A 21,793-nucleotide genomic window follows, 5' to 3' on the forward strand; every position below is an offset into this window, starting at 1 on the left:
CCCTGTGGTTCGGGGTCCGGTATGGACTGTTCTCGTGGAGATCAGAGACCTCCCAGCACCTGCGCGAGCGCGGGAAAGCCTATGAAGACAAGGAAACCGCCGAACAGCATCACCACGGGCAGGCTCATGCGTTCGGTGGCTGCCTGGGCTTCGCCTTCGGCGTCGGTGAGTTCGCGGGTGCGCAGTGCCGCGGCCTTGGCGGCGAGGCTGGCGCGTACGCGGGCGCCTTCGGTGCCGGCGAGGCTGACCGACGCGGCCAACTCGGACAGCTGGTGTACGTCGAGTTCCGTGCCGAGTTGTCCAAGGGTGGACCATGGTGTGGTTCGGGTGAGCTTGGCGGTGACCAGTGCGCGGCGAAGCTGTTGGAAAGCCCAGCCTTTGCCGATGCCGACCGCGTCGGACAGGGCTCCGTCGACGCCCGCGCCGCCGGCCAGCAGTACCCTGATCAGGTTGAGATAGGCCGCCAGCGCGTGCCGGAAGGTGGAACGCCGCCGTTCGGCTTCCTGCCGGACGCTGAGGTCGGGGAGCAGGAAGCCACCCAGGGCGAAGACGAGGCTGGCGACGGCGGGGACCTCCCAGCCCAGGCTGACATCGGCCACCACGAGCAGGAGCTCCATCAGGATCGGCAGCAGCAGCCCAGTCAGCGCCAGAGTGGCCTTCTCTGCCAGGTGGTGCTCGATGCTCTTGCCGGTGACCGCGAGGTCGTTGCGCAGCTTGCGGGTGGGCAGACCGAGCGCGGCCAGCGGCTTGACGAACGGCTTGCCCACCCGCAGGGCCCAGCCGTCGGAGTCGGCGGCGAGGATCGGTGGCGGTGCCGGTGTCGCATGCAGCCGGTCAACCAGAGCACGCAGCGGTGGCCGTGGCGGGAACAGGTAGACCACCAGCGCCCACAAACCGACACCGAGCCCAGCACCCCACAACAACGCGCTGATCATGACGACGTCCCCTTTCCGGCGAGCAGATCGTCGGCCTCAACGTCGTGTGGTCGGATCGTGGTCAGCTCGGTCAGGAACCGCTCCGGTTCACGCAGGCGCACGATCCTGGCCAGCCACGCGAAAGCTCCGGCGAACAGCGTCCCGACGAGCAGGAGCATGAGCTGGCCGAACGCCGAGTCGTACGGGGTGAGGTAGCCGCGGTTGAGCAGCACGAGCCCGATGGCGAAGGCCAGCGTGGTGATCACGATGACCCGCACGCTAGTCCGGGTGCGGGCGCGTCCGGCCTCGACCCGCATCCGCATCGACGCCTGCTCGCGGGCCTCACTGGCGAGTTCGCCGAGCAGGTCGGCCAGATGCCGCGCCTGGTGCTCAGCGGCCAGGACGAGCGCAGAGATCACCAGGTCCGCGGTGGGGTCGCGGAGCTGGTTAGCGAGGTTGCGCAACGACGGTGCCAGGCGTTCACCGCGTTCCAGTCGGACGGCCAGTTCAGTGATCTCCTCGCGAATCGCGGCCGGACAGGCCGGCGCTGTGGCGAGGATGGCCTGTTCCAGACCGGCCGCGGCGGCCAGGGTGTCCCGCAGCATCTCCGTCCACCCGGCGATCGCTTCGATCCGTTCGAGGTGGCGCTTGTGGTCGACGTTCGAGCCGAGGATCCGCGGCAAGCCGACCACGGCCAGGACAGTGAGGATGGCGCCGACCACCCAGCCGGTGAGTGCGCCGACGGCCAGGCCGGCGAGCACTGCTACGACGAGCCAGCCGATCTGCTTGCGGTCGTGGTGTGCGGTCAGCCAGGTGCCCAGGCGCGACGGCGCCGCCGGACGGGCGGGCCGGCCGCGCAGTCCGACCACGATGAGCAGGACACCGACCGCCAGGCCCGCTCCGAGCAGGCCGAACAGGGCGGCGGTGGTCGTCATGGCTGCCACCACCCTTCACGCCGCTCGGCCAGATCCGGGTCGAAGCCGGTGCCGACGAGCAGGTCGAGGGTGTCGGTGCGCAACGGGGCGCCCGGCACGGCACGCAGGTCAGGGCCCGGTCGCCACACCTCGTTGCTGATGATCTGCCGATCGTCGGCGCCGACGACTTCGCGGATGGAGGACACCACGCGCCTGCTGTTCTCCCCGCGGGGCTTGTCCAGGTGCACCACGAAATGCAAGCCCGCGGCGACCAGGAGGTTGGTCGCTTCCATCGGCAGCCGCTCAGGGCCTTGCACGGCGTAGGCGGCCAACTTCGTGAATGCGCCCTGGCTGGTGGAGGAGTGCAGGGTGCCCATGCTGCCGTCGTTGCCCATGCTCATGGCGTTAGTCAGCGGGATGACCTCGGGACCGCGGACCTCGCCCACGATCACCCGGTCCGGGCTCTGGCGCAGGGACTGCCACACCAACTCGGACAGCGAGACCTCACCGACGCCTTCCAGGTTGGGTTCCCGGGCCTGCATGGCCACCACATCTGGGTGCGCGTCGGAGTCTTCGCCGAGGCCGAGTTCGAAGACATCCTCGATGGTGAACAACCGCTCCCAGGGCGGGATGGCCGAGGCCAGCCCGCGCAGCATGGTGGTCTTGCCGATCGCGGTCCCACCGGTGATCAGAACGTTGCGCCGGGCGCGCACCATCGCGGTCAGGAAAGATTCCAGCGCCAGGTCGATGGTGCCGTTCTCCCGGAGCTCCGCCAGGGTGACCTTGGTGAAGCGGTGCCGCCGGATCGAGACACAGGGCCGTGCGGTCACGGCCATGACGGCCGACACCCGCTCACCGCCAGGCAACTGGAAGTTGACGATCGGCGATCCGCGGTCGAAACGGCGTTCCTCCACACCGGACCGGGTGGCCAGGTCGCGGATGAGCTCGACGAGTTCGGTGTCCGAGCCCACCACCGGCGCCAGGCGGGCGCGGCGGCCGTCGGCGTATCGAACGAAGACGCGGTCGTAGCCGTTGATGTTGATGTTCTCGATCTCGGTGTCGGCCAGCAGCGGTTCCAGACCACCAAGCCCGAAGACCTCGTCGAGCACCGCCGCGATCACACGCTGCTCGACCTCCGGTCGCACCAGGTCGTGGGCAAGCCGCATCTCAGCCTGCGCATGAGCCTCGGCCGCGTCTTGCAGGATCACCTGGGCCATCTGCCGACGCTGCACGGTGCCCATCGGGGCACGGCCGGCGCTCTCGTCGTCCCTGATGCGCTGGCTGAGTTGCGTGGACAGCTGATCACGCAGGTACTGCCGCAGCCGGTCCACGGCCGCGGCCTCGCCCGCGGGCCGATGCGGGACCTCGGCCGGGCCGGGCAGGTTCGCCGAACGAGGTTGCGGTCCAGCTCCGTTCGGCGTGGTTGTCCAGCGCGCGTCGCCGAGTCCGGGCCGACTCATGGGGTCGCGCCGTTTCGTGTCTGCGGTCCGTGGGGCTGCAGGGCCGCGCCCGAGACCGGTTCACCAGGCACTGCCAGTCGCAGGTGCAGGCCGCGGGTGCCGCCGGGATTGTTGGCGGCATGCCAGTGTGCGTAAGCGTTCAGCGCGATCTTGGCGGCGGCGCGTCCGAGCGTGGACCTCGCCGGGCCGTGCCGGCCGTTTCCCTGCCCGCACAACACTGCGGCGCCCTTGTCGTCGCGGGGAATCCGACCCATCACCGGGATCCCGAGGACCTGGGAGACCTCCGCGGTCGGGTAGCCGTCGCCGACGAGCACGAGGCACGGCTTACGGGACCACTGCTGAGCGGCTCGCAGCTTGAGCGCGACATGCGCGAGCTCGTCATCGTGCGGGCGGGCGACCAACAGCATGGCGTCGGCGCTGCGGATGATCGGGAACGTGGGTGAGCCAGGATCCGCTCGGCCGCAGTCGACAATGACCGCGATTCCCAGCTGGTCAGCCGCCCGGCGCAGCGGGGACGAGGCTCCTACGGCCAGCACCGACAACGCGGCGCGGGCCTGCTCGGCGCCGACCGGCCCGAGCACCACGCGCAAGCCACCGGGCAGAAGTTGCGTGTGCCGGGCGAGCAGGTTCGGGTCGGTGCCGCCGCGGCCCCGTGCCGCGGCGGCCAGGCTGACCAGACCCGGTGATTCCGGCAGTCGGAAGCGGGCCATCAGGTCGCCGCCGGCGGGGTCGGCCTCGACCACGATCGGGTTCTCCTGTCCTGGCCATCGCGCGCCGAGCGCGGTCGTCAACGTGGTGACGCCGGGCGAGCCCTTGAGTGAACAGACTGCGATGAGCATCAGCGGCCACCTCCCGAGATCGCCACCAGGCTGAGCTGACCTGCCGGAGCAGAGGCCAACGCCCGAGCGTCCGATTCAGACAGTTGCAGGGACACCACAGTGGTCTGTTCTGTCTCGCGCGTGGCGATACCGGTCACCACCGCGGTCCACGACGAGGTCTCTCCGCTCGACGTTCCTGTAGTCGTGCCCTGGCCCGGCGCAGTAAGCACCGCGACGGTGGTTCCGGGCGACAGGTCGGGCGGGAATTGGCCCGATTTCAGCCCGACGGCGGCAATTGCCTTGCCTTGTGCAGGAATGTGCGGGGTGCCGAGGACGGAGCGCGTCACCAACGAACCGGCGGGCAGGCTGAACGCGACCGGCTTTCCCACCACTGCGGATGCCGACGATACCGGCATAACGTCCATTTCGGAGTCGGACGCCATGCTGACCTCCTTGAGGTCCTGCGCAGTCAGCATGTGGCCCACCGCAACCGGACGAGCCAACGCCAACACGCTTTCCCTGTCGCCCAACTGCATCCCGGCGAACACACCTCCGGCCGAGCACGCCACGACCAGCAGGACCCCGAGCAGCAGGTAGGGAACGCTGCGCCGCCGGCCCCCGCCGCTCAGCCGCGAAGGGGCCTTGCCGTCACGGCCAGCCCAGGCATTGGGCGACGTTCGGTCTGTCGTCGTGCCGGTGCTGGTCGAATCCGCGGTAGTGGTCACCACCGGACCTCCTTCAGGCACAAAGCCATCGCGGCGCGTCGATCCGGTGTGGTCGACGGGCCTTCCGTAACAGGGTGTTTCGTTGTGCACGCTCGCCTTCGTCGGGCGAGGGGCTTGGGCTCAGCCGGTCGCGATTCCCTGGCTCTCCGCTACGCGGAAGGCCGCGCTGCCGGTCGTGGTCATGTTCGGGAACGTTCCGCCCTGGCCGGCCCCCGACCAGGTCACTGTCCAGGCCACGGTGGCGGTTACCGGGAATGCCTCGCCGCGTTGCCCGGCCGACGAGGTGCGGTAGGTGTAGCCGCAATCCGGCGAAGCGCTCTTCGGGTCACCCCCGGCAGGGAACGGGGAGCCCGGACCGGTGCAAGTCACCGAACCGCCATCACCCATCGACCAGGTCATCGAAGTCGGCTTCGCGACAGCGGTCACCGAGACACCCGGCACGGACGCCGTGGCCGAGACGTCGCCCCAACTGCTGCGGTCCAACCACAACCAGGTCGGCAGGTTGACCAACTGGTCCCCGGCCGGGTTCGCCTTGATCTTCGGAGTGGGCAGCCGCAACTGGTTCCGAGCTTGCGCCGCGAGTTCGGCCGGGGATGGAAGCGGTGCCGGACTGGGCTGCCCATCCGCGATCCAGACCGGTGGCCGGTACAGGGCGTCGCGGAATCCAGGCCCAGTGCACTTGTAGACGTACCAGGCGCCCGACGGCGGCTGATCCTGCGCGAGCCGCGGCGCCGTAGCCGCGAACTGCACGCTGGCTGGCTTGTTCCGCGACTGATACACGACAGGAATCGCGGTGATGACGCCGGATCTGGACGGGACGGTGAAGGACGCCGGTTGCGCACCTCCGGGTGGCGGGCCCTGATACCCACTGCGCTCGTACCCGCACTGGGCCAGGTTGGTGTTCCCGCCGATGATCGTGTCGCCATTGGCTTGGGCCCGCCCGGTATCGGGCCTACTCCTCCCAGGGGCGCCCGGCTTCGTGTCGCCGCTGCCGTGGTTACTGGCCCCAGGCCGGGGGTACTTGCCCGCGCCGAGCTCGCAGCCGGGGTTGGGGTACTGGCTGCAGTCGGTGAACCCGAACCCGTCGTCAGCGAACGCCGGAAGCGAGCTCGCCACCATCACGACCGCGGAGAAACCCACCACGACTCCTACACGTTTCAACACGAGCCCACCCCCTCCACGGCGAATCGGGTGACCCTCCACGTGCCGTCCTGCTGCTTCTTGACTTCCGCGGTGATCGAGCGCCGTCCGCCCGGAGTGTCGTCGAGCAACTGGCCGTCCTTGTACTTCAGCCAGTTCGAGCTGTCGCTACAGTCCGAGATCATGACCGTGGTCGGATTGTCGGCCGGGTTCATTTCGGACACCTGGGGGTTGTGCGTTGGCGCGCCCTTGGACACGACGCCATTGAGGTGGTCGGTGTACAGGCTGCGGTTGATCACCCCGAGCGCATCGCCGGTCGCGTACTTCGCGAGTTCGGGTGACTGCCAGTCCGAGGTCTCGCCGGCTTTGGCCATCTGCTGCCACATCCCCGTGTAAGCGGCCGTCGCCTGCTGACGTGCACGATCGGCGGGAGAGGCCGGTGATGGGGATGCACTGCTCGACGGTGGAGGAGTTGTCACTCCAGTCGTGCTCTCAGGTGCCGAAGACGAGTTCGAGCTGCAGGCCGCCAACGCCAGCGCCATGAGTCCCGCAGCAACCAGTCCCGCCCTGTACTGGCCATTGCGACCGCATACCTTGCCGTCGACCACGTGCCCCCCTCGGATCCGCGAAAATTCCCTTCGATCTAACTGTGGTACATATCACCTCTACCTGCCGGCCCCCAGGAGACTGCAATGTCCCTATGCAGGGACACAGGTGTCGGAACAGGGCAAATGGACCGAATTTCACTCAAACGGTCTAATCACAGCGTGTCCAAGGGGTGCTGAATCGTAGGTTCGTTGCACCAGATTTCGTAATCAGCAGCTGCAGGGGGTACACGATGAATGGTTCTGTCACTCTTGCGAATCGTTCGTCGAAGGCACCGGCGGGACCATGAACGCAGCCGGCATCGCTGGGTGGGGCCTGGTCGGTCTCGTCGTTGGCGGTGGTCTGCGTGTCATCGTAGAGCGGGGTTCATTCCTTCCGGAGGGGACAGGCCGACTCGCGCCACCAGCCCTACCGGAGGTGTTTACCGCAGCCTTGTTCGCAACGCTCGCTTGGCGTACCGGCACTGAGCCCGACCTGTTCGCATACTCCTGGCTCGCAGCGGCCAGTGTCCCGCTAGCCGTGATCGATTGGACCTCCCGCCAACTGCCCACCAAGCTGCTCTGGCCCGCCGGAATCATCCTGGCCGCACTCTTCGGCGCGGCGGCCATCGTCAGCCGCGACGCATACCCGCTCATCCGCTCCGCTGCGGGCATGCTCGTGCTCCTCGCGTTCTACGGCGCCATCTACTTCCTCCGACCGGGCCAGATGGGTGGCGGGGATCTCCGGCTCGGCGGCCTACTGGGCCTCGCGCTGGGCTGGGCCGGGTGGACGGCCGTGCTGGTGGGAACACTGCTGGGCTGGCTCACGGCGGCCATCGCACTGCTGGTGCTCCGCGCCGCTCGATGGCTGGAGCCGGGCAGCGAGGTCCCCCTCGGTCCCTTTCTCCTGGCTGGTGCACTCGCCGTCGTTCTCATCCAGCCGGGACCGTGACCGGCTTAACCCGCAGGAAGTCGTTCGATCATGTGGGGTGGCGCCCGGCGTGGCGGAACGTGGCGTTGACGTTGTCCAGGTCGGCGGCGCGGGTCCGGCACCGGGCGCAGTGATCCAAATGTGCCTTTACCTGGGCGCGTTCGCGTTTGGCCAGGCCGCCCCGCGTCCAGGCGCCGAGCCGGTCGGCGGTGGCCCGGCACCGGGCTGGGGCGGTGTCGGCGAGGTGTACTTGGAGGTATGCCTGGCGCAAGCCTTCACGTGCCCGGTATCCCAGCGCGGACACCCCATTCGCGGTGAGCCCGAGCAGCGGCGCGACCTCGGCAGGAGACTGTTGCTTGACCTCGGTGTGCCACAGGACCGCCTGCCAACGTTCAGGCAGCCTGGCGAACGCCTTCGCCGCCAGCGTGCGCTCCAGGCCGGCCACCGTGGGGTCCGAGAACGGTACGGTCAATGCCCCGGCGGCGAGGCGACCGAGTTCGGTCATGTCTTCGGCGAGGTCGATTCTGCGGTTCTTGCGCGTCTTGTCGTAGGCGGTGTGCCGCAACGTGGTCAGCAAGTACGCACGAAACGCCGAGTGCGGTCCCTTCCCAGCCCGTAGGGCGTCCCACACCTTCGCGAACGCCTCGGCCACCAAGTCGTCGGCGTCGGCCGGTGACCTGGTCAGCTGGTGCGCCAGGTGGTAGGCCGTGGCCACGTGCCGCTCGTACAGCTGCCCGTAGGCGCTGGCCCTCCCGCGGCGGACGGCGGTGATCAGCGCAGCGTCCTCGTGTCCGCGCGGCTCGGGCCCGCTCACCGGGTGAGCGCGACACCGAGTCGGCGCGGTCACCGCTCGGCCCTCATGGGCCGGGCGTAGGCGTAGTTCTCGCACCACCAGGCGCACCATTGGGCCAGGTGTTCCGGATGGTTGGGGAACACCCGGCGCTTGGCCAGGTGGTCCAGGAAGGTCTCCGCGACGTCGGCGGCGGCTGGTCGATGCTGGCACTCGATCGGCAGCGTGAGCCCACCTGTACCGGTCCGTTCCCCGTGGTAGGTGACCAGCCAGGTGCGGAGGTCGAGTTCCAGCGCGATCGGGTAACCGGACGGATTCAGCCGAACCCATGGTCGCGGCCACAGCGAGATCCGGCCGTCACCGAACCGTTCGCACGGAACCGGGCAGATGAACCCGCTGGTGGCCGAGTCGTCGGCGTCGATCAACGCGTCCGCCAGGAACAGGAGCCGACGCGTGTTCATGGCCTGTCCCGGCTTGTCAGCACGAGCACCAGCATGACCAGCGCCAGCGGCACGATCAGGCCTATTTCCAGGAGGCTCCGGCCGACCCATGCTCCCGTCAGGGTGGACACGCCGAGCAGCGCGAGAAAGCACAGCAGCTCACCACTGAGCGCCAAGAACAGGCCGCCATCTCCGACCGTGTCGCCAACATGCCCCCTCCGCCTGCGCATCATCGGCAGAACGTCCGATCAGCCCAGACCGCAGCGGCCGTCAACCGTCCCCGCAGAGTGCCGACCTGAAGCCTGCTGAATACCACGGGCCCGCCGATCGGCACGGTCAGCGTGACCTGCCCTTTCTCGCTCACTCCGCCTGTTGCCGCGGTGCTGTGCCCACGCTTGTCTCTGCACCGCACGGCTTCGTTGCGAATCGTTTTCGGCGTCGTCTGCCCTCGTCGGCTGAAAGGCCACATCTCGACTCCCCGGTCTCCTTTGGGTGGGGCGCCTTCGAAGCTGCGGTGGAATCCGGCGGGCAGGCGGCGGTCGCGGGCAACGCCTGCCCACCGGAGGTCGTAGATGCCACGGGGGCGCCGTCGGAGTCCGGGGCCTCGGCGGGGCCGCCATGGTCCAGTCCTGACCGCTCCACTCGAGGAACCGTCGGCGAGGCAGCGGATCGGGCAGGACGTTTGGAGAGCCGGAGCCACGCCACAGATAAGCGACGGCGCGTAGCGCGCGGAGTTGTCGTGGGACCTGGACGAAGCGCCACTCGCTGCTGGCAGCAACTCGGCGCGTTGGTCACGCTGGGGTGAAGCGGGCCGAGCGTGCTTAGGCCGGTGACTCGGGAGGCCCAGCGGCATTGGTACTGGGCAGGGACACCGATGGGGTGCGCCACCATGGCCGTGCTCCTCGTCGAGTAAGCTCGTAACTTGTGTACTCATAGACTCGACCTCGCAGGCTTGGTGGCTCGGAGTACGGTTTGCCTAGACCGTAACTCGTGTACTCAAGTTGAGTACACGCACAAACGAGTGAATCGGCCTGTACTATGCGTGATCAAGCTGGTTGCGATTTGGAGGTAGGCGTGGCCCAGCAACAGCTCCCACCAGCGGTGATGAAGATCGTGTTGGGTAATGAACTCGCCAGGCAGCGCGTCGATGCTGGGTTGACGCAGGACGATGCGGCGGAGATCTTGCGCTGCACCCAGCAGAAGATCGCGCATATCGAGTCTGGCAGTGGCATCCGGCCGAAGGAGTTGGATGCGCTGCTGGAACGCTACGGAACCAGCGAGGCCGATCAGGCGTACGTGAGGGATCTGCAGGCCGAAGGCAACCGCCGGACCAAGCGCGGGGCCTTCAGCACGCGGTTTCGCCAGCACATGCGGCTACTGGTCGATATGGAACCAAGTTGCCAGCGCTTCTTCTCGTATCAGGCTCTGGTCGTGCCCGGCCTGCTGCAGACCGAGCAGTACATGCGCACGCTATTCCGGGCTTGGCGCCCCTCGCCAAGTCGGGATCAGATCGACCGCGACACCACCGATCGGCTAGCGCGGCAACGGGTACTCGACAACACCGACCAGCAGTTCTGGTTCATCATCGACGAGGCCGCCCGCGCCGCATCACCGGCAGTGCGGAGATCGTCAAAGAGCAGGTCCTGTGGCTGGTCGAGGCCCTGGATCGGCCGAACGTCGAGCTACAGATCGTGCCGTTCAGCACCGGTTACTACATGGGCCAAGGGCACGAATACACCATCTTCGGCTACGACACCAAGCCACCGGTCAGTATCGTTTACCTGGAACAACACGATGGTGGGACGTACGTGGACGACACCAAGCGAACGACCCGGTACCTGACCTTGTGGGAGCAGCAGAAAGCCGCAGCGTCAGGCCCGGAGCAGACGCGTCGCTTCCTACTTGATCTCGCCGGCACCCTATGACCTCGCAACTGACGAAGCAGGACACACACGAAGGACAGCAGCGGAGATGACCTCCAACAACACCAGCACAACTCGCCGTAGTAGCGTCGTCGGAGCGTGGTTCAAGAGCACCTTCAGCAACCCGGACGGCAATCAGTGCGTCGAGGTCCTCTTCGACACCGATCTCATCCACATTCGCGACAGCAAGGACTGCGGTGCCGGCCCGATTCTGACCATCGCCGCCCGTCATTGGGCAACGTTTCTGGACGAAGTGGCTGGGGATGCACCGGCTGGTACAAGCACAGTAATACAGATCACGATCGATGCAGACGGTGGAGCAAGCCTTCGGGCACTGCGTACTCCGAACAAGACCCTGTCGTACACCCCGGGCGAGTGGTCCGCGTTCGTCGCAGGCGTCTGCAACGGGGAGTTCGATCTCCCCGGCACTGAAGCGCTTGCCGCCTGAGGCGCACTAGCTAGGGCTGGTTCTGGCCTGGCCACGAAGCTGCCTCGCCCGCCAGAACGTAGACACGGCGACGATGAGCACGCTTGCGCTCGATGCCCACGTTCTCCAGGTCGATCCAAAGATGCTGGCCCGGCTGGACGAGGTCAAGGCCGATCTGCTCGCCCGTCGACGACGAGCAAAGACGAGGGACGGCGTGGCGAGATCGAAGGAATCAAGATCAGGACCCAGATAGCCGAAGTATCCCGGCAGTCCTTCGCTACCAGCCTACCCGTCGACTGAGCGGAAGAGCTGCCCCGCCAGGGCGTTTCCTATGTTCGCTTCCTGCCGTGTTCCCGGTCCCGGTCGAACCTGTCGGCCGCGGGTCGAGCGACGAAAAGCAGATCGACATCGCGCCTGGATACAGGCCTGTCATCGGGCAGGAAGCGCGGCTCCTTATCGCCGCAGCCAGACCATGATCGGTGCCGGGATGACGGTTTCTCGGTAGGTGATGGTGAGCTTGTCGTTGCGGGTGGTGCGCCCCGCCGTACTTGAACAGGTGGTAGGACCGCTCCACCACGATCACCCGCACAGCAGTTCTCAGGCGCCGAAGCCGCGTGGCGCCGTCGCTCGGCTGACATGATGCGCGGCGTGACGGACGACATCAGTAGCAGGCTCTGGAACGCCGGCGTGAGTACTCAGGACGATGCCGTCGCCGGTGAGAACTATCAGAACGCCGTCCTGGAGCAATACAAGCTGTACGTGGAGATGGCGGACCGGGTCAGCGCGCGCCGGGCGCTTGCCAACACCTTCTTTCTGGCCCTCAACACGTCGATCTTCACCGTCATCGGCGTAGCGTGGCCAGCGAGGCTGGTGGCCACGCCGTGGTGGCTCGTCATCCCGCTAGCGGCGCTGCTCGCGGAGTGCGCGGCCTGGTTCTACCTGGTTCGCTCGTACCGGCAGCTGAACACGGCCAAGTACCAGGTGGTCGGAGCGCTGGAAGAACGGCTTCCGGCGTCGCCGTACTGGAAAGCGGAGTGGGTGGCACTCGGCGAAGGGCGCGACCGATCGAGGTACTGGCCGCTGACGCACCTGGAGCAGTGGGTACCGGTCCTGTTCGGTTCGATCTACTTGGCTGGATTCGTGGTCGCTCTTGTTGCCTGAAAGGATCGTAGGCCCTGACCACCTCTGGTAAGACGGATCTGTGCGAGAGCGATTACGGTTGGCTGGCGAGGTGGTGATGAGGGCGCTCGCCTATTCGGGTGAGAGCCGGACGCGGCTCTATGATGATCTTGCGTCCCGCTACTTCGAGGCCTGCGGCGCCACGGACACGATGCCGATCCAGACCCTGGCGCGCAGGGCATCGGAGGAACGCACGCAGGCCAACCTGAGCCTGCCAGCCGAGGTGGCACGGCTGGTGGACCAACAGAAAGACCTGAACCATCGGCCGATCGAACTTCCGGACGGCTACTTCAGTTTCGTCGTCGAGGACGGGCTGGTGCATTCGAAGGCAAACGACGGGTTGGTGTGGACGCTGCCGTTGAGCGTGTCCATCCCGGCGTGGGAACAGGTTGCCGACGACCGGGACATGCCGCGGCTGTGGGTGCTGGACGACGGTGAAGGCAACGGCTACTCGCGATGGTTGTCGCTGCCCGACCTGATCGCGGCCGGCGGCTTTCCGCGGATGCAGGACGCTCGCGACGTGCTGAGCACGGGGACACGCCATGGTCACTTTTACGCCTTCGTCTCACATCGATGGCGTAGCCCCACCCACCCAGACCCGGGCGGGCACCAGGCACGCCTGGTCGCGTGGCGGCTGTTCGGCGCACTCTGCGAGGCGGTACGGGCAGCACACCGACGTGGGCTGCACAACCCGCGCCAGGTGGCCAGGCGGCTTGACGTACCCATCGGGCCCGCGGGATCCCCGCTCGCCGAGAGCATTCTCGTCAACGTTCTGCGGGATGCTCTCGACGAGAGCTCCCTGGCCGACGCGGCCGTGGAGGTCACGTCGATCGCCGGACACGTGGACGATCTCGGCGCCGCGCAGGCCCGCTCGGACGGCGGCCTCACCCACCTCGCCGAACTCGTCGCAGGCCTACCGATACTGCGTGCGCTGCTGAGGCACCTGCATGTCTGGTACGACTACACCTGCATGCCGCAGGCCCCGCGCACCGCCGAGGAACAGGCGATATTCGACCGTACCCTGCGACGCCTGCTGGCAGTGCAGTGCAGTGCGCGCACACTCATCCTGCTCGACGACACCCTCGACTATCTCGGCCGGGCGTGGTGCAACCTCGAGTCGAATACCGCCGTCCGGCTGTCCGGCATGGTCGACATCGTGTCGTTCGATGAAAAGCCGCGCCTCGGCAGGCAGCGCGAGCCGTATGACCTCATGCGTCTCGTCGGTGACCGGCAACAGGTGGCCTGGCGCGGCGTGCTGGACACCGAGGTGTTTCGCGTCCAGTCACCCGAGGAATGCATGCGCAGGCTCGAGCTCGCCATGGCGGATCCGGGCGATCTGCCCTTCCTCTACAACGCCCTGCGATCTGCGGTCCACGCTCCGACCAGGGACGCCGGTGAGACCAGTCTCGTCACCGGCGTCCTACCTCTACCCACCGTGGAAAACGGCGGGCTATTCCTCGTGCCGGACTACCGGCAGCGGCGGCAGCGGCCCGTTGAGGAGCCGCCACCTCACGTCGTCGGGTCCCTCGACATCCACTTGAACCTCGACGATGTCGAGATCGCGCCGTCGTACCAACCGCTCGCCCATGCGGCGCGGCCGTCGTGTCACATCGCCGTTCTCGCCGCCTGCGAGGGTGAGGCTATGGTGCTCACCGCAGCGGTCCTGCGCGCGAGAGACGAGCTGGAGGTCCTGCTGAGCGCGCGAGTCGCCTCGACGAGTTGGCTATCGGTCGATCCCGTGCCGGTCGGCCATCGCAGCGACGGTGCCCTGCGTTCCGTCCCGACTACCGCGGACCTGTGGGCGATCGTCCGCCGCCGTAGCCACCGCGCTGATGACGACGTCACTGAAGCACTGGCTCGCATGCTGGAGGACGCGGGCACACCTGCCGTGCACATCGAGATCGACCGGAAGAACGACAATGTCACCGTCGTGGCCGCCGACCAGGTGGCCGACCGGCCGCACAGCCTGGTCGTACGCAACAATATCCACCTACCTCACCATCCCCAGGGGTTGCAGTACCGCCATCTCATGCGCCACCTCCTGCAACCGAAGCTGCCGATCAATGAGTGACGCCCTGTTCAACGCGCTGGCCGCGGCACACCACAGCGGTGACGATCTGACCTTTACGCGGCTGTGCGAGGAGAACGCCCAATGGATCGCCGCCAACTGGGTCACCTGGTCACGGGTACCACCGGAACTCCGTGAACAGATGAAAGCTGATCCGGCGCAACTGCAACGCAGCGGCCAGCTTGTCTTCCGCATCGCGGCTGAACTCGATCTCATCGGCTACCGGCAACCGATGGACCACATGCGGGGGGCCACTGGCCCGTCTCCCGTCGTGCGGTTCGAGAACACTGTGCACGAGGCCCGGCAACGTGCGGAGAACGGCGAACACGAGGAGTGCAGGTCGTTGTTGCTCGACGCCATCGGGGAGCTGGAAGGAAACGCCGGCGCGGAAGCCATTCTCGCGCAGGGCCACGTCGAACTCGCCATGGCCGATGCCCGGCTCGGCGACCTGCCATCCGCGATCGACCATCTCCACACGGCCCGCGACCTCGAACAGCGGGCTGGACACGTGTACCACCTCACGTCCGCATCTCTGCTTGACGCGTTCACCGTCGCGCTGCGCCGCGACCCCGAGACCATCGCGGTACGAGACACCATCGCTCACGCCCAGATGCTCAGCGACATCGGACAGTTCGCCGAGAGCAACGCCGAGCTCGCACGACTAGCCCGCAGCGATCACTATCTCGGCAAGGTGTACGGGCTCACCGGACTCAACCACTTCCGGCTCGGCGATCTCGCCGCCGCACATGACTACACCTCACGTGCGGTGGCAGAGTGCGAGCGCGCGGGCGACCGGGCGGGCGTGACGATCTACACCACGAACTTGCGGGCGATCGAGCGCACCAGTTGACCACCGATACGACCAATTCGCGTAACGAGTTGCGCCTACAGCACGCCGACGTTACCTGGCCCACCTTCACTGGGACAAGCTGTGGGTGGGGCATGTGCGAACGATGTTCGAAGCCTGTTCCTGGCCCCGCATGACCGACTCGGCTCATCGTTCGGGTATCCTCCCTTCCGGTCAGCTATCACACCAGCCGACCTTGGTGCACCCGCCTTCCACACTTCGCCTCCGCACAGTCGCGGCCGGTGCGGGCCACGGTTTCCGGCGCCTTCACTGACTGGGAATCGATGACGACCGCGACCGCGCTCGGCAGGTAGCGGTCGAGGGCGTGGCCGAGGACGGTGCGGGAGGAGACGCGGGTGCCTTTAACGGCTGCCGTCCCAAGCGCTCACCCATGGCTATCACCTCCAGCCGTCGAGGGCGGGTCGTCGCCCGGGTCCTGCTTCCCCGGTGAGGTATCAGGTCTTCCGCAGGCAGCAGGGCCTCTACGTAGCGGGCGACTTTCTTGACAGCGACAGGAGCGGCAGCGCCGATTCCGAACGCGATCAACCCACTGTTGATGATCCCGGCGGTGGCGACCGCGGCTGTGGTCACTCCAGCGATCCCGAGATTGACCAAGATCGACGCCGCATAGACACCACCAGGTCCTCAGGGCTGAGCCTAGGGCCAGCCCTTGACCCGCCGGGTCGCCTCCACGAACAGCACGCCAAGGTTCGCCACCGCACCCAGTACACCCCACACCGCCGCCGCGACATCAAACGGGAACAGCGGGTCCACCCCACCTCGGCTACCTGGCTCGCCTTACCGTTCCACCACAACCGCCACCAGGCAACCACCACGGCAAACCTCGCCGATGCCCCGGCCGAGACCGAGCGTTACTCGGGTGAGTACGTCAAGGCGGGAAGTTTAATGATAACACAATGCGACAAGACGTTACTTTCCGTCAGCGCGATATTTCTAATGGCTACCGACAGATCGGACGCCGAGGAGGACTCGGGGTGTGGCCTGCGGCGGAAGGCCGAGGGGCGGGGGAGTGCACCTTCCGCCGCAGCCGGGTCCAGTCAACGACGGATGATCTTCGATATCCAGAGCGTGCGTGCGGCGGCTACGCGGCGCGAATCAGGCCTCGTCTCCGCATGCCAGCGGATCAGCGAGAACCCGATGTCGGAAGGCAACATCCGGCTTTACGTTGACGAGTGCCCGAGCACAAGCGATTGGAGCCTGTTTCTGAACCCCGCCTGTGCGGGTCGTGTGCTCCGGGTGGGTGGTCCTGCGTGATTGCGCCCTGGGGATGGTGGTCGTGGCGACACACTGGTGTCCGTGTCGGATGGGGCGGGTGTTCGTAACGAGGCCGATGGTGGGGTGGCTGGTCCGGTGGTGCAGGCCGGGTCGATCCAGCACGTCTCGCTGACCGGGGCAGGTCAAGCTGAAGTTGGTGGGCCTCAGTCGCCGCCGCGGCAGTTGCCGTTGGCGATCCGGGATTTCACCGGTCGTACCGAGCATGTGGCTGCGCTGGATGCGCTGGTACCTGGCGATGAGGCGGGTGCGGGTGCGGTGGTGGTGTCGGCGGTGGATGGTGCGGCGGGGATGGGGAAGACCACGCTGGCGGTGCACTGGGCGCATCGGGTGCAGGATCGGTTTCCCGGCGGCACGTTGTATGTGAATCTGCGCGGTTACGGGCCGGGTGATCCCGCCACGCCGGGTGAGGTGCTGGAGGGGTTCCTGCGTGCGCTCGGGGTTGCGCCCGAGCGGATCCCGGTGGGTGTGGAGGCGCAGGCGGGGTTGTTCCGGTCGCTGCTGGCCGGACGGCGCGTGTTGATCGTGTTGGATAACGCGAATAGTGCGGGGCAGGTGCGGCCGTTGCTGCCTGGTAGTCCGGGGTGTTTGGTGGTGGTGACCAGCCGGGACAGTTTGACCGGGTTGGTGGTGACCGAGGGCGCGGCCCGGTTGACCCTGGATTTGCTGACCGAGCCGGAGGCGGTCGCGCTGGTGGGCGGGATCGTGGGGGCGGAGCGGGCGGCGGCCGAGCCGGGCGCGGTGCGGGAGTTGGTGCGGTATTGCGGGCGGTTGCCGTTGGCGGTGCGGATCGCGGCCGGGTACGCCGCCGCCCCGCACACCACCGTGGGTGAGGTAGTGGCGGAGCTGGCGGATGAGCGGTCCCGGCTGGAGGTGTTGAGCCGAGGTGGGGATGAGCGGGCGGCGGTGGAGTCGGTGTTCGACTGGTCCTACCAGCGCCTGGACAGCACGCAGGCGTTGGTGTTCCGGCGGGTGGGGTTGCATCCGGGGCCGGAGTTCTGTCTCGAGGTAGCCGCCGCGGCCACCGGCCTGGACCTTCCAGTGGTACGGCGGGTGCTGGGTGGGCTGGTCGAGGCGCATCTGGTGGAGCCGGTGGGGCGGGGCCGGTACCGGTTGCACGACCTGTTGCGTGCCTACGCCGCCCATCGCGCCGCCCTCGACGACCTGCCCGGCCAGCGCGAGGCTCTCCGGGAGCGGGTGTGGCAGTGGTACGCCCACCACGCCAAAACCGCCCACCAGGTCCTGCACCCCGCGCACCGCGACTGGTATCCCGCGCTGCGCCTGGACACCGACACCCGCCCGGAACTGGACCTCGGCGACCCCGCACAAGCATTGGCGTGGCTGGAGGCGGAGCAGGACAACCTGGTGGCGGCGGCCCGCGACGCCGACCGGCACGGCCACCTCCCCCTCACCCTCCTGCTCACCACCACCACCGGATGGATCCTGTTTCGGATGGGGCGGTGGGAGGACCGGCTCGACCTCCACCAGCGGGCGGTGGCCGCGGCCCGCCGCGGCGGGGACCGCACCACCGAAACCTCCGCCCTGCTGGATCTGGGCCAAACACAGCGGGCCCCTGGGCGGTGGCAGGACGCGCACGAGACCCTCCTGGCCGGGCTGGCGCTGGCCCGCGACCTCCACCACCCAGCACTACAGGCCGGTGCGCTCGCGGACCTCGGTTGGGTGTGCCTGGATCAAGGGCACTACACCCAGGCGCGGGAGTACTTGCTGGAGGCGTTGCCCCTGGCACCCGGTGCCCAGCACGGACGCCTGGAGGGGGTGATCGAGGGCAACCTCAGCGAAGCGTGCGCGGGGCTGGGTGACTACCGCCAAGCCCTGCACCACGCCGAGCGCAGCCTCCCCCTTCGCCGCCAAGCCCACGACCGCCAAGGCGAAGCCATCGCGCTGCACCAGCTCGCCCGCGCCTGGCACGGCCTGGGCGAGCACCCCGAGGCGATTGCGCTGTGCGAGCAAGCCCTCCACATCGAAGGCCACCACCGCAGCCCGGACGTCACCGCTGGGATTTTGGACGCCCTCGGCGCCTGCTTGCGCGACACCGGCCACCGTGAGCGGGCCTTGCGCTGCTGGCGCGAGGCCCTGGACCTCTACCACCAACTCGGCCACCACCACGCCGACGACCTCCGTGACCGCCTGCACGCACTCGAAGCCACCGACCCCGGACTGCCGCGATCGCACTGACGTCCAGTTCTGTCCACTTCTTGAGGGTGATCAGGGCACTGAGCGGTCTCCGATCGTGCGCCATGATCGTGATCGTGGGACGCGTTCCAGGTCCAGGGCGTTCCGCAGCGCGGTCGGCGACCGTGGTGTGCGTTCCGAGGCGGGTGGCAGGCTCGCGCTGATCCGCTCGACGCTTGACCGCGGTCGCGGTCGCGGTCGTGGTCAAGCGTGCTGGTCGTGGGCTTTGTCCGCGGTACAGTAGCGGGCACAGAAATAAATCCCAAGGGACGCTGGCGCAACCCGTTCACCAGGAGAAACTGCCTAATCGACGTGGAAGTCATGTGACGTGTCGATCATGCCGTTTGCTCCTGATATGCAAGATCACCGACGGCGTCAGAAGCTTAGAAAATTCGACAAGTGCCGCGCCGACGCGGATTCTGGCGATATTGAGCACTGGTGTCGCAACGAACCACTGATCAGCTGTCGAGGCATTGACCGGGGTGTCGGGCGGGGATGGCTTCGGGTCGGGAGGAAGGCATCGCCACCTCACTACGGTGGCTGTCGTTTCGGTGTGCGCAGATGCCGTGGTCCGGTCGTCATGGGTGGTCGGTGAAACGCAGGACTTCACTACTCCCTTGCCTGGAGATTTCGATGGCATGCTCCCTGCCCTCGCCGACGAATCCCATCGGGAAGGTTGCCGTCTCGGTCGGCTGAAGGACGAACATGTCGCGTTCGACCGTGAACTCGCCGTCATCAATTATTTCAAAACGATGCGTGCCGTCCATGGTCCCAAAGATGTAGAAATCCTTGTATGACAACTGCTTCGGTGCGTTGTTGGTTAAGGTGACGTCGACTGCCCATGCCGGCGAGGAAGGTTTGCGTTGCGCCGTGGCGCTGCTGGTGAATGTGCGGAAGTTGTCGACTTTGACGGTGTACTCACCTTGATGGGTTTCGCCGAATCGGTATGTCTTGGCGTTGGCTTCGGGGGATGTGCTGGGAGACTGGCTGCTGGCAACGTGGTCCTGGTTGAGCTGTGGGCCTTCTTCGCTGCCGCAGCCAGCCAAGAGCGCCATGATGATCGGACCGAGGAGCGTAACGAGGTAGGATTTCTTTGAAAGGGTGCCCTTTCGAGATGTGACGTGTGCAGTGACCGTCAACGCTATTTTCCCCCTTCCGTGTACGGGTTACGGAATTTGAGTCCAGGAACATGCGACAGTTCAAGGATTCCCGCCGCCTTAGTGGTCACCGTGGCCCCGCTAGCTACCGAGTGGAGAACTCCGTTATAAACAAGATCCCAGACTCGCCGGTCGACTTGTAGTTCTTCGAAGCTGCGTTCCACCGCGCGTTCTCCGTCGGAGAGGTACAAGTGGAAAGTGGTGCCGCCGTGCGAGACGTCGATCTTGGTGAGTTCGTAGAGTTTGACGAAGTTGCTCTTGGTTACGCCCCAGCGCAGGCGCTGAACCTGCAACCAATCGGCTCCTGCGGAATGGACGATTGTCGAGAACGGGCCGCCGATGAGGATCGTGAAGACGATGATGAGGATCCATGACTGCCACCACAGCAGCCACTCAAACGGTGAGTCTCCATCAAGAAGCCCCAGGAGGCTTCCGCCGATGACGAGGAAGCCAAAGGCGCCGAGCGTGGTCAGGTGGCGCATGCGCTTGTTAGGGCGGTGCCACGCCAGTGTAGGTCCCATGCCAGGAGGAGGCTTTGGTTTCCTGGACAGGCGGGTCTCCCGGTAGGGATCGGTGTCCGGGGTGTCGTCACGTCCCAGGTAGCCCAAGCCACGAGGAGGAAACGGCTCGCCGGTCTGGGGGTCAGGTCGGGGCGGGAGCGCATGCTTACCCGGCCCGGCCCAGGAGGGCGATTCCCCGATCCATGGGGGACGATCGTTTCCGGACATGACCACACCCTATTTCGGGACAACGAAGTCTGCGACGGCCTGCCCGCCTATGACGCCGACGATGCCACCGACGGTGCCCGTGACGAGCGCGCCGATCGGTCCGAGTGGTGAGCCGTAGGCGGCGCTGACGGCGGCGGTTGCGCCCACCGCACCCAGGTAGCCACCGGCGATGTTGGCCGCCGCGTCCACGCCTGCTTTGCCCCAGGACTGCTCCCCCTTCATGGCTCCGCTGAACTCGTTGATGACGGTGAGGGTGCTTCCTGCGTAGGGAAGCGCCTTGAGGCCCTTTTGAGCGGCCCTCAGACCGGCTCCGGCGTCGTCGGGAAGCGCGTGCACCAACTCCCGCCCGGGATAGGCCGCGGCGACGGTTCTGGCCCACTGCGGGACGGTCTTGATGTACCGTTCGTATTCTTTAGCGCGCTTGAGGTAGTCGGCCTGCCCGGCGCCGGCCTTCTCGCCCGCTTCGCGGAGCGCTTTGAGTTGCCAGTCGTCGAGGTCGCTGACCATGCCGTTGGCCCACCGGCGGTAGAAGTTCGCCTCGACGCCGAGGCGTTGGGCGTGCATGAGGGCTTCCTTGCGTGGGTTCTCGAAGGACGAGACGTACCCGACGACCCGCGAGGCGACGGTGTTGCCGATGGACCACGAGTCCAGGTCGTCCCACTGGCTTCCAGCCGGTGGGCTGAGTGCGGCGGCCAGGGTGTGGTGCGCGTTTCCCTCGGCCCGGCGTGCTTCCTCAACGATAGCTTTGCACTCGTTATACACCGCGATCTTGCGGTTGTACGCCGCTTGCGCGGCATAGTAAGCGTCGAGGTCGGCGCGGTACTCGCTCATCACGACGCCGGCACCGTCGGGGCCATGCACCACCTGCCCAGGACCGGGCCGCGGCACGTTCGGTTTGGTGGGCGCGAGGATGATCGGCCCGTCCACCTCCAACCCGCCACCGATGGCCTTGGTGATGGCGCTCTGCATCTGCCGATTCACCGAGTCGAGTGTGGCGGCGAACTCCCGCAGTGCCTCGGCGTATGCGGTCGCCGTGTCCCCCAGATCGTGCGCGGTCCTGTCCACCGTGCGGATGGAGTCCTGAAACGCGTGGCTGGCGGGGCCGCTCCAATCAGATTCGGAGGTGGTGCGGGCTGCCGCCACCTCGCCGCCCGCGTCGTGTGCGGCCTTGGCGAGCTTGTCGTGCCAGTCCGCCGCCTCGACACAGGTGCCGGAACTGCCGTTGACCGTGGTGTTGAGTGCCTGTCCCATCGCGTGCTGGTC

General features: G+C 67.0%; 19 protein-coding genes and 1 pseudogene. 7 read left to right on the plus strand and 13 right to left on the minus strand.

Annotated elements, in window-relative coordinates; genetic code table 11:
* Positions 1–41: 41 nt before the first annotated feature.
* The 7 genes from FB471_RS24130 to FB471_RS24160 all read right to left on the minus strand — a co-directional run bounded on the left by FB471_RS24130 (position 42) and on the right by FB471_RS24160 (position 6,345).
* Entirely contained in the window at positions 42–935 is an 894-nt protein-coding gene (locus FB471_RS24130) for a type II secretion system F family protein (protein ID WP_142000647.1), read from the minus strand.
* On the minus strand, positions 932–1,849 hold the full coding sequence (locus FB471_RS24135; RefSeq protein WP_142000648.1) for a type II secretion system F family protein: 918 nt from the start codon (positions 1,847–1,849) through the stop codon (positions 932–934). The genes FB471_RS24130 and FB471_RS24135 overlap by 4 nt, the downstream gene beginning before the upstream one ends.
* A complete protein-coding gene (locus FB471_RS24140; RefSeq protein WP_142000649.1) occupies positions 1,846–3,288 on the minus strand; it encodes a TadA family conjugal transfer-associated ATPase in 1,443 nt (480 codons plus the stop codon). Before FB471_RS24140 ends, FB471_RS24135 begins: the two co-directional genes overlap by 4 nt.
* Entirely contained in the window at positions 3,285–4,127 is an 843-nt protein-coding gene (locus FB471_RS24145; protein WP_142000650.1) for a CpaE/TadZ family protein, read from the minus strand. Before FB471_RS24145 ends, FB471_RS24140 begins: the two co-directional genes overlap by 4 nt.
* Complete coding sequence (locus tag FB471_RS24150) at positions 4,127–4,831, minus strand: SAF domain-containing protein (RefSeq protein ID WP_142000651.1); 705 nt, start codon at positions 4,829–4,831, stop codon at positions 4,127–4,129. The genes FB471_RS24145 and FB471_RS24150 overlap by 1 nt, the downstream gene beginning before the upstream one ends.
* Before the next feature lie 120 nt (positions 4,832–4,951).
* Positions 4,952–5,995, minus strand: a complete 1,044-nt coding sequence (locus tag FB471_RS24155) for a hypothetical protein (RefSeq protein WP_246076552.1) — start codon at positions 5,993–5,995, stop codon at positions 4,952–4,954.
* Positions 5,989–6,345 carry a hypothetical protein gene (locus FB471_RS24160; RefSeq protein ID WP_246076553.1) on the minus strand — a complete coding sequence of 119 codons (357 nt, stop codon included), beginning with the start codon at positions 6,343–6,345 and terminating at the stop codon, positions 5,989–5,991. The genes FB471_RS24155 and FB471_RS24160 overlap by 7 nt, the downstream gene beginning before the upstream one ends.
* Before the next feature lie 751 nt (positions 6,346–7,096).
* Between FB471_RS24160 and FB471_RS35985 the strand changes: the two genes are divergently transcribed.
* Positions 7,097–7,507: a prepilin peptidase gene (locus FB471_RS35985; RefSeq protein WP_170220913.1), complete on the plus strand. Its 411-nt coding sequence runs from the start codon at positions 7,097–7,099 to the stop codon at positions 7,505–7,507.
* Positions 7,508–7,535: 28 nt separating this feature from the next.
* Here FB471_RS35985 and FB471_RS24170 read toward each other — a convergent pair whose 3' ends face one another.
* From FB471_RS24170 to FB471_RS24180, 3 genes are read right to left on the minus strand one after another with little or no spacing between them, the layout of a single operon-like run.
* Positions 7,536–8,300, minus strand: coding sequence for a sigma-70 family RNA polymerase sigma factor (locus tag FB471_RS24170; protein ID WP_425457085.1), 765 nt, complete (start codon positions 8,298–8,300; stop codon positions 7,536–7,538).
* Between the two features lie 29 nt (positions 8,301–8,329).
* Complete coding sequence (locus tag FB471_RS24175) at positions 8,330–8,737, minus strand: hypothetical protein (RefSeq protein ID WP_142000655.1); 408 nt, start codon at positions 8,735–8,737, stop codon at positions 8,330–8,332.
* The gene (locus FB471_RS24180) at positions 8,734–8,946 is read right to left on the minus strand and encodes a hypothetical protein (RefSeq protein WP_170220914.1); all 213 of its coding nucleotides are present in this window, start codon (positions 8,944–8,946) and stop codon (positions 8,734–8,736) included. The genes FB471_RS24175 and FB471_RS24180 overlap by 4 nt, the downstream gene beginning before the upstream one ends.
* A gap of 874 nt (positions 8,947–9,820) precedes the next feature.
* Between FB471_RS24180 and FB471_RS24185 the strand changes: the two are divergent.
* The 6 genes and pseudogenes from FB471_RS24185 to FB471_RS24210 all read left to right on the plus strand — a co-directional run bounded on the left by FB471_RS24185 (position 9,821) and on the right by FB471_RS24210 (position 18,648).
* Positions 9,821–10,641: pseudogene (locus tag FB471_RS24185) on the plus strand (helix-turn-helix domain-containing protein).
* Between the two features lie 46 nt (positions 10,642–10,687).
* Positions 10,688–11,086, plus strand: a complete 399-nt coding sequence (locus FB471_RS24190; protein ID WP_142000657.1) for a DUF397 domain-containing protein — start codon at positions 10,688–10,690, stop codon at positions 11,084–11,086.
* Positions 11,087–11,713: 627 nt separating this feature from the next.
* Entirely contained in the window at positions 11,714–12,226 is a 513-nt protein-coding gene (locus FB471_RS24195) for a RipA family octameric membrane protein (protein WP_211358117.1), read from the plus strand.
* A 76-nt stretch (positions 12,227–12,302) separates the two neighbouring features.
* Positions 12,303–14,315 carry a hypothetical protein gene (locus FB471_RS24200; protein ID WP_142000658.1) on the plus strand — a complete coding sequence of 671 codons (2,013 nt, stop codon included), beginning with the start codon at positions 12,303–12,305 and terminating at the stop codon, positions 14,313–14,315.
* Entirely contained in the window at positions 14,308–15,162 is an 855-nt protein-coding gene (locus tag FB471_RS24205; RefSeq protein ID WP_142000659.1) for a hypothetical protein, read from the plus strand. The genes FB471_RS24200 and FB471_RS24205 overlap by 8 nt, the downstream gene beginning before the upstream one ends.
* A gap of 1,314 nt (positions 15,163–16,476) precedes the next feature.
* Positions 16,477–18,648: an ATP-binding protein gene (locus FB471_RS24210; protein WP_246076555.1), complete on the plus strand. Its 2,172-nt coding sequence runs from the start codon at positions 16,477–16,479 to the stop codon at positions 18,646–18,648.
* Between the two features lie 575 nt (positions 18,649–19,223).
* On the opposite strand, the gene FB471_RS24215 is transcribed toward FB471_RS24210, so the two are convergent.
* The 3 genes from FB471_RS24215 to FB471_RS24225 form a co-directional block, all read right to left on the minus strand.
* The gene (locus FB471_RS24215; RefSeq protein WP_142000660.1) at positions 19,224–19,784 is read right to left on the minus strand and encodes a hypothetical protein; all 561 of its coding nucleotides are present in this window, start codon (positions 19,782–19,784) and stop codon (positions 19,224–19,226) included.
* Between the two features lie 2 nt (positions 19,785–19,786).
* Entirely contained in the window at positions 19,787–20,323 is a 537-nt protein-coding gene (locus FB471_RS24220; protein ID WP_142000661.1) for a hypothetical protein, read from the minus strand.
* 216 nt (positions 20,324–20,539) lie between these two features.
* Complete coding sequence (locus tag FB471_RS24225) at positions 20,540–21,781, minus strand: hypothetical protein (protein WP_142000662.1); 1,242 nt, start codon at positions 21,779–21,781, stop codon at positions 20,540–20,542.
* Positions 21,782–21,793 lie beyond the last annotated feature (12 nt).

The sequence above is a fragment of the Amycolatopsis cihanbeyliensis genome, assembly GCF_006715045.1.
In the GTDB taxonomy this organism is placed as follows: domain Bacteria; phylum Actinomycetota; class Actinomycetes; order Mycobacteriales; family Pseudonocardiaceae; genus Amycolatopsis; species Amycolatopsis cihanbeyliensis.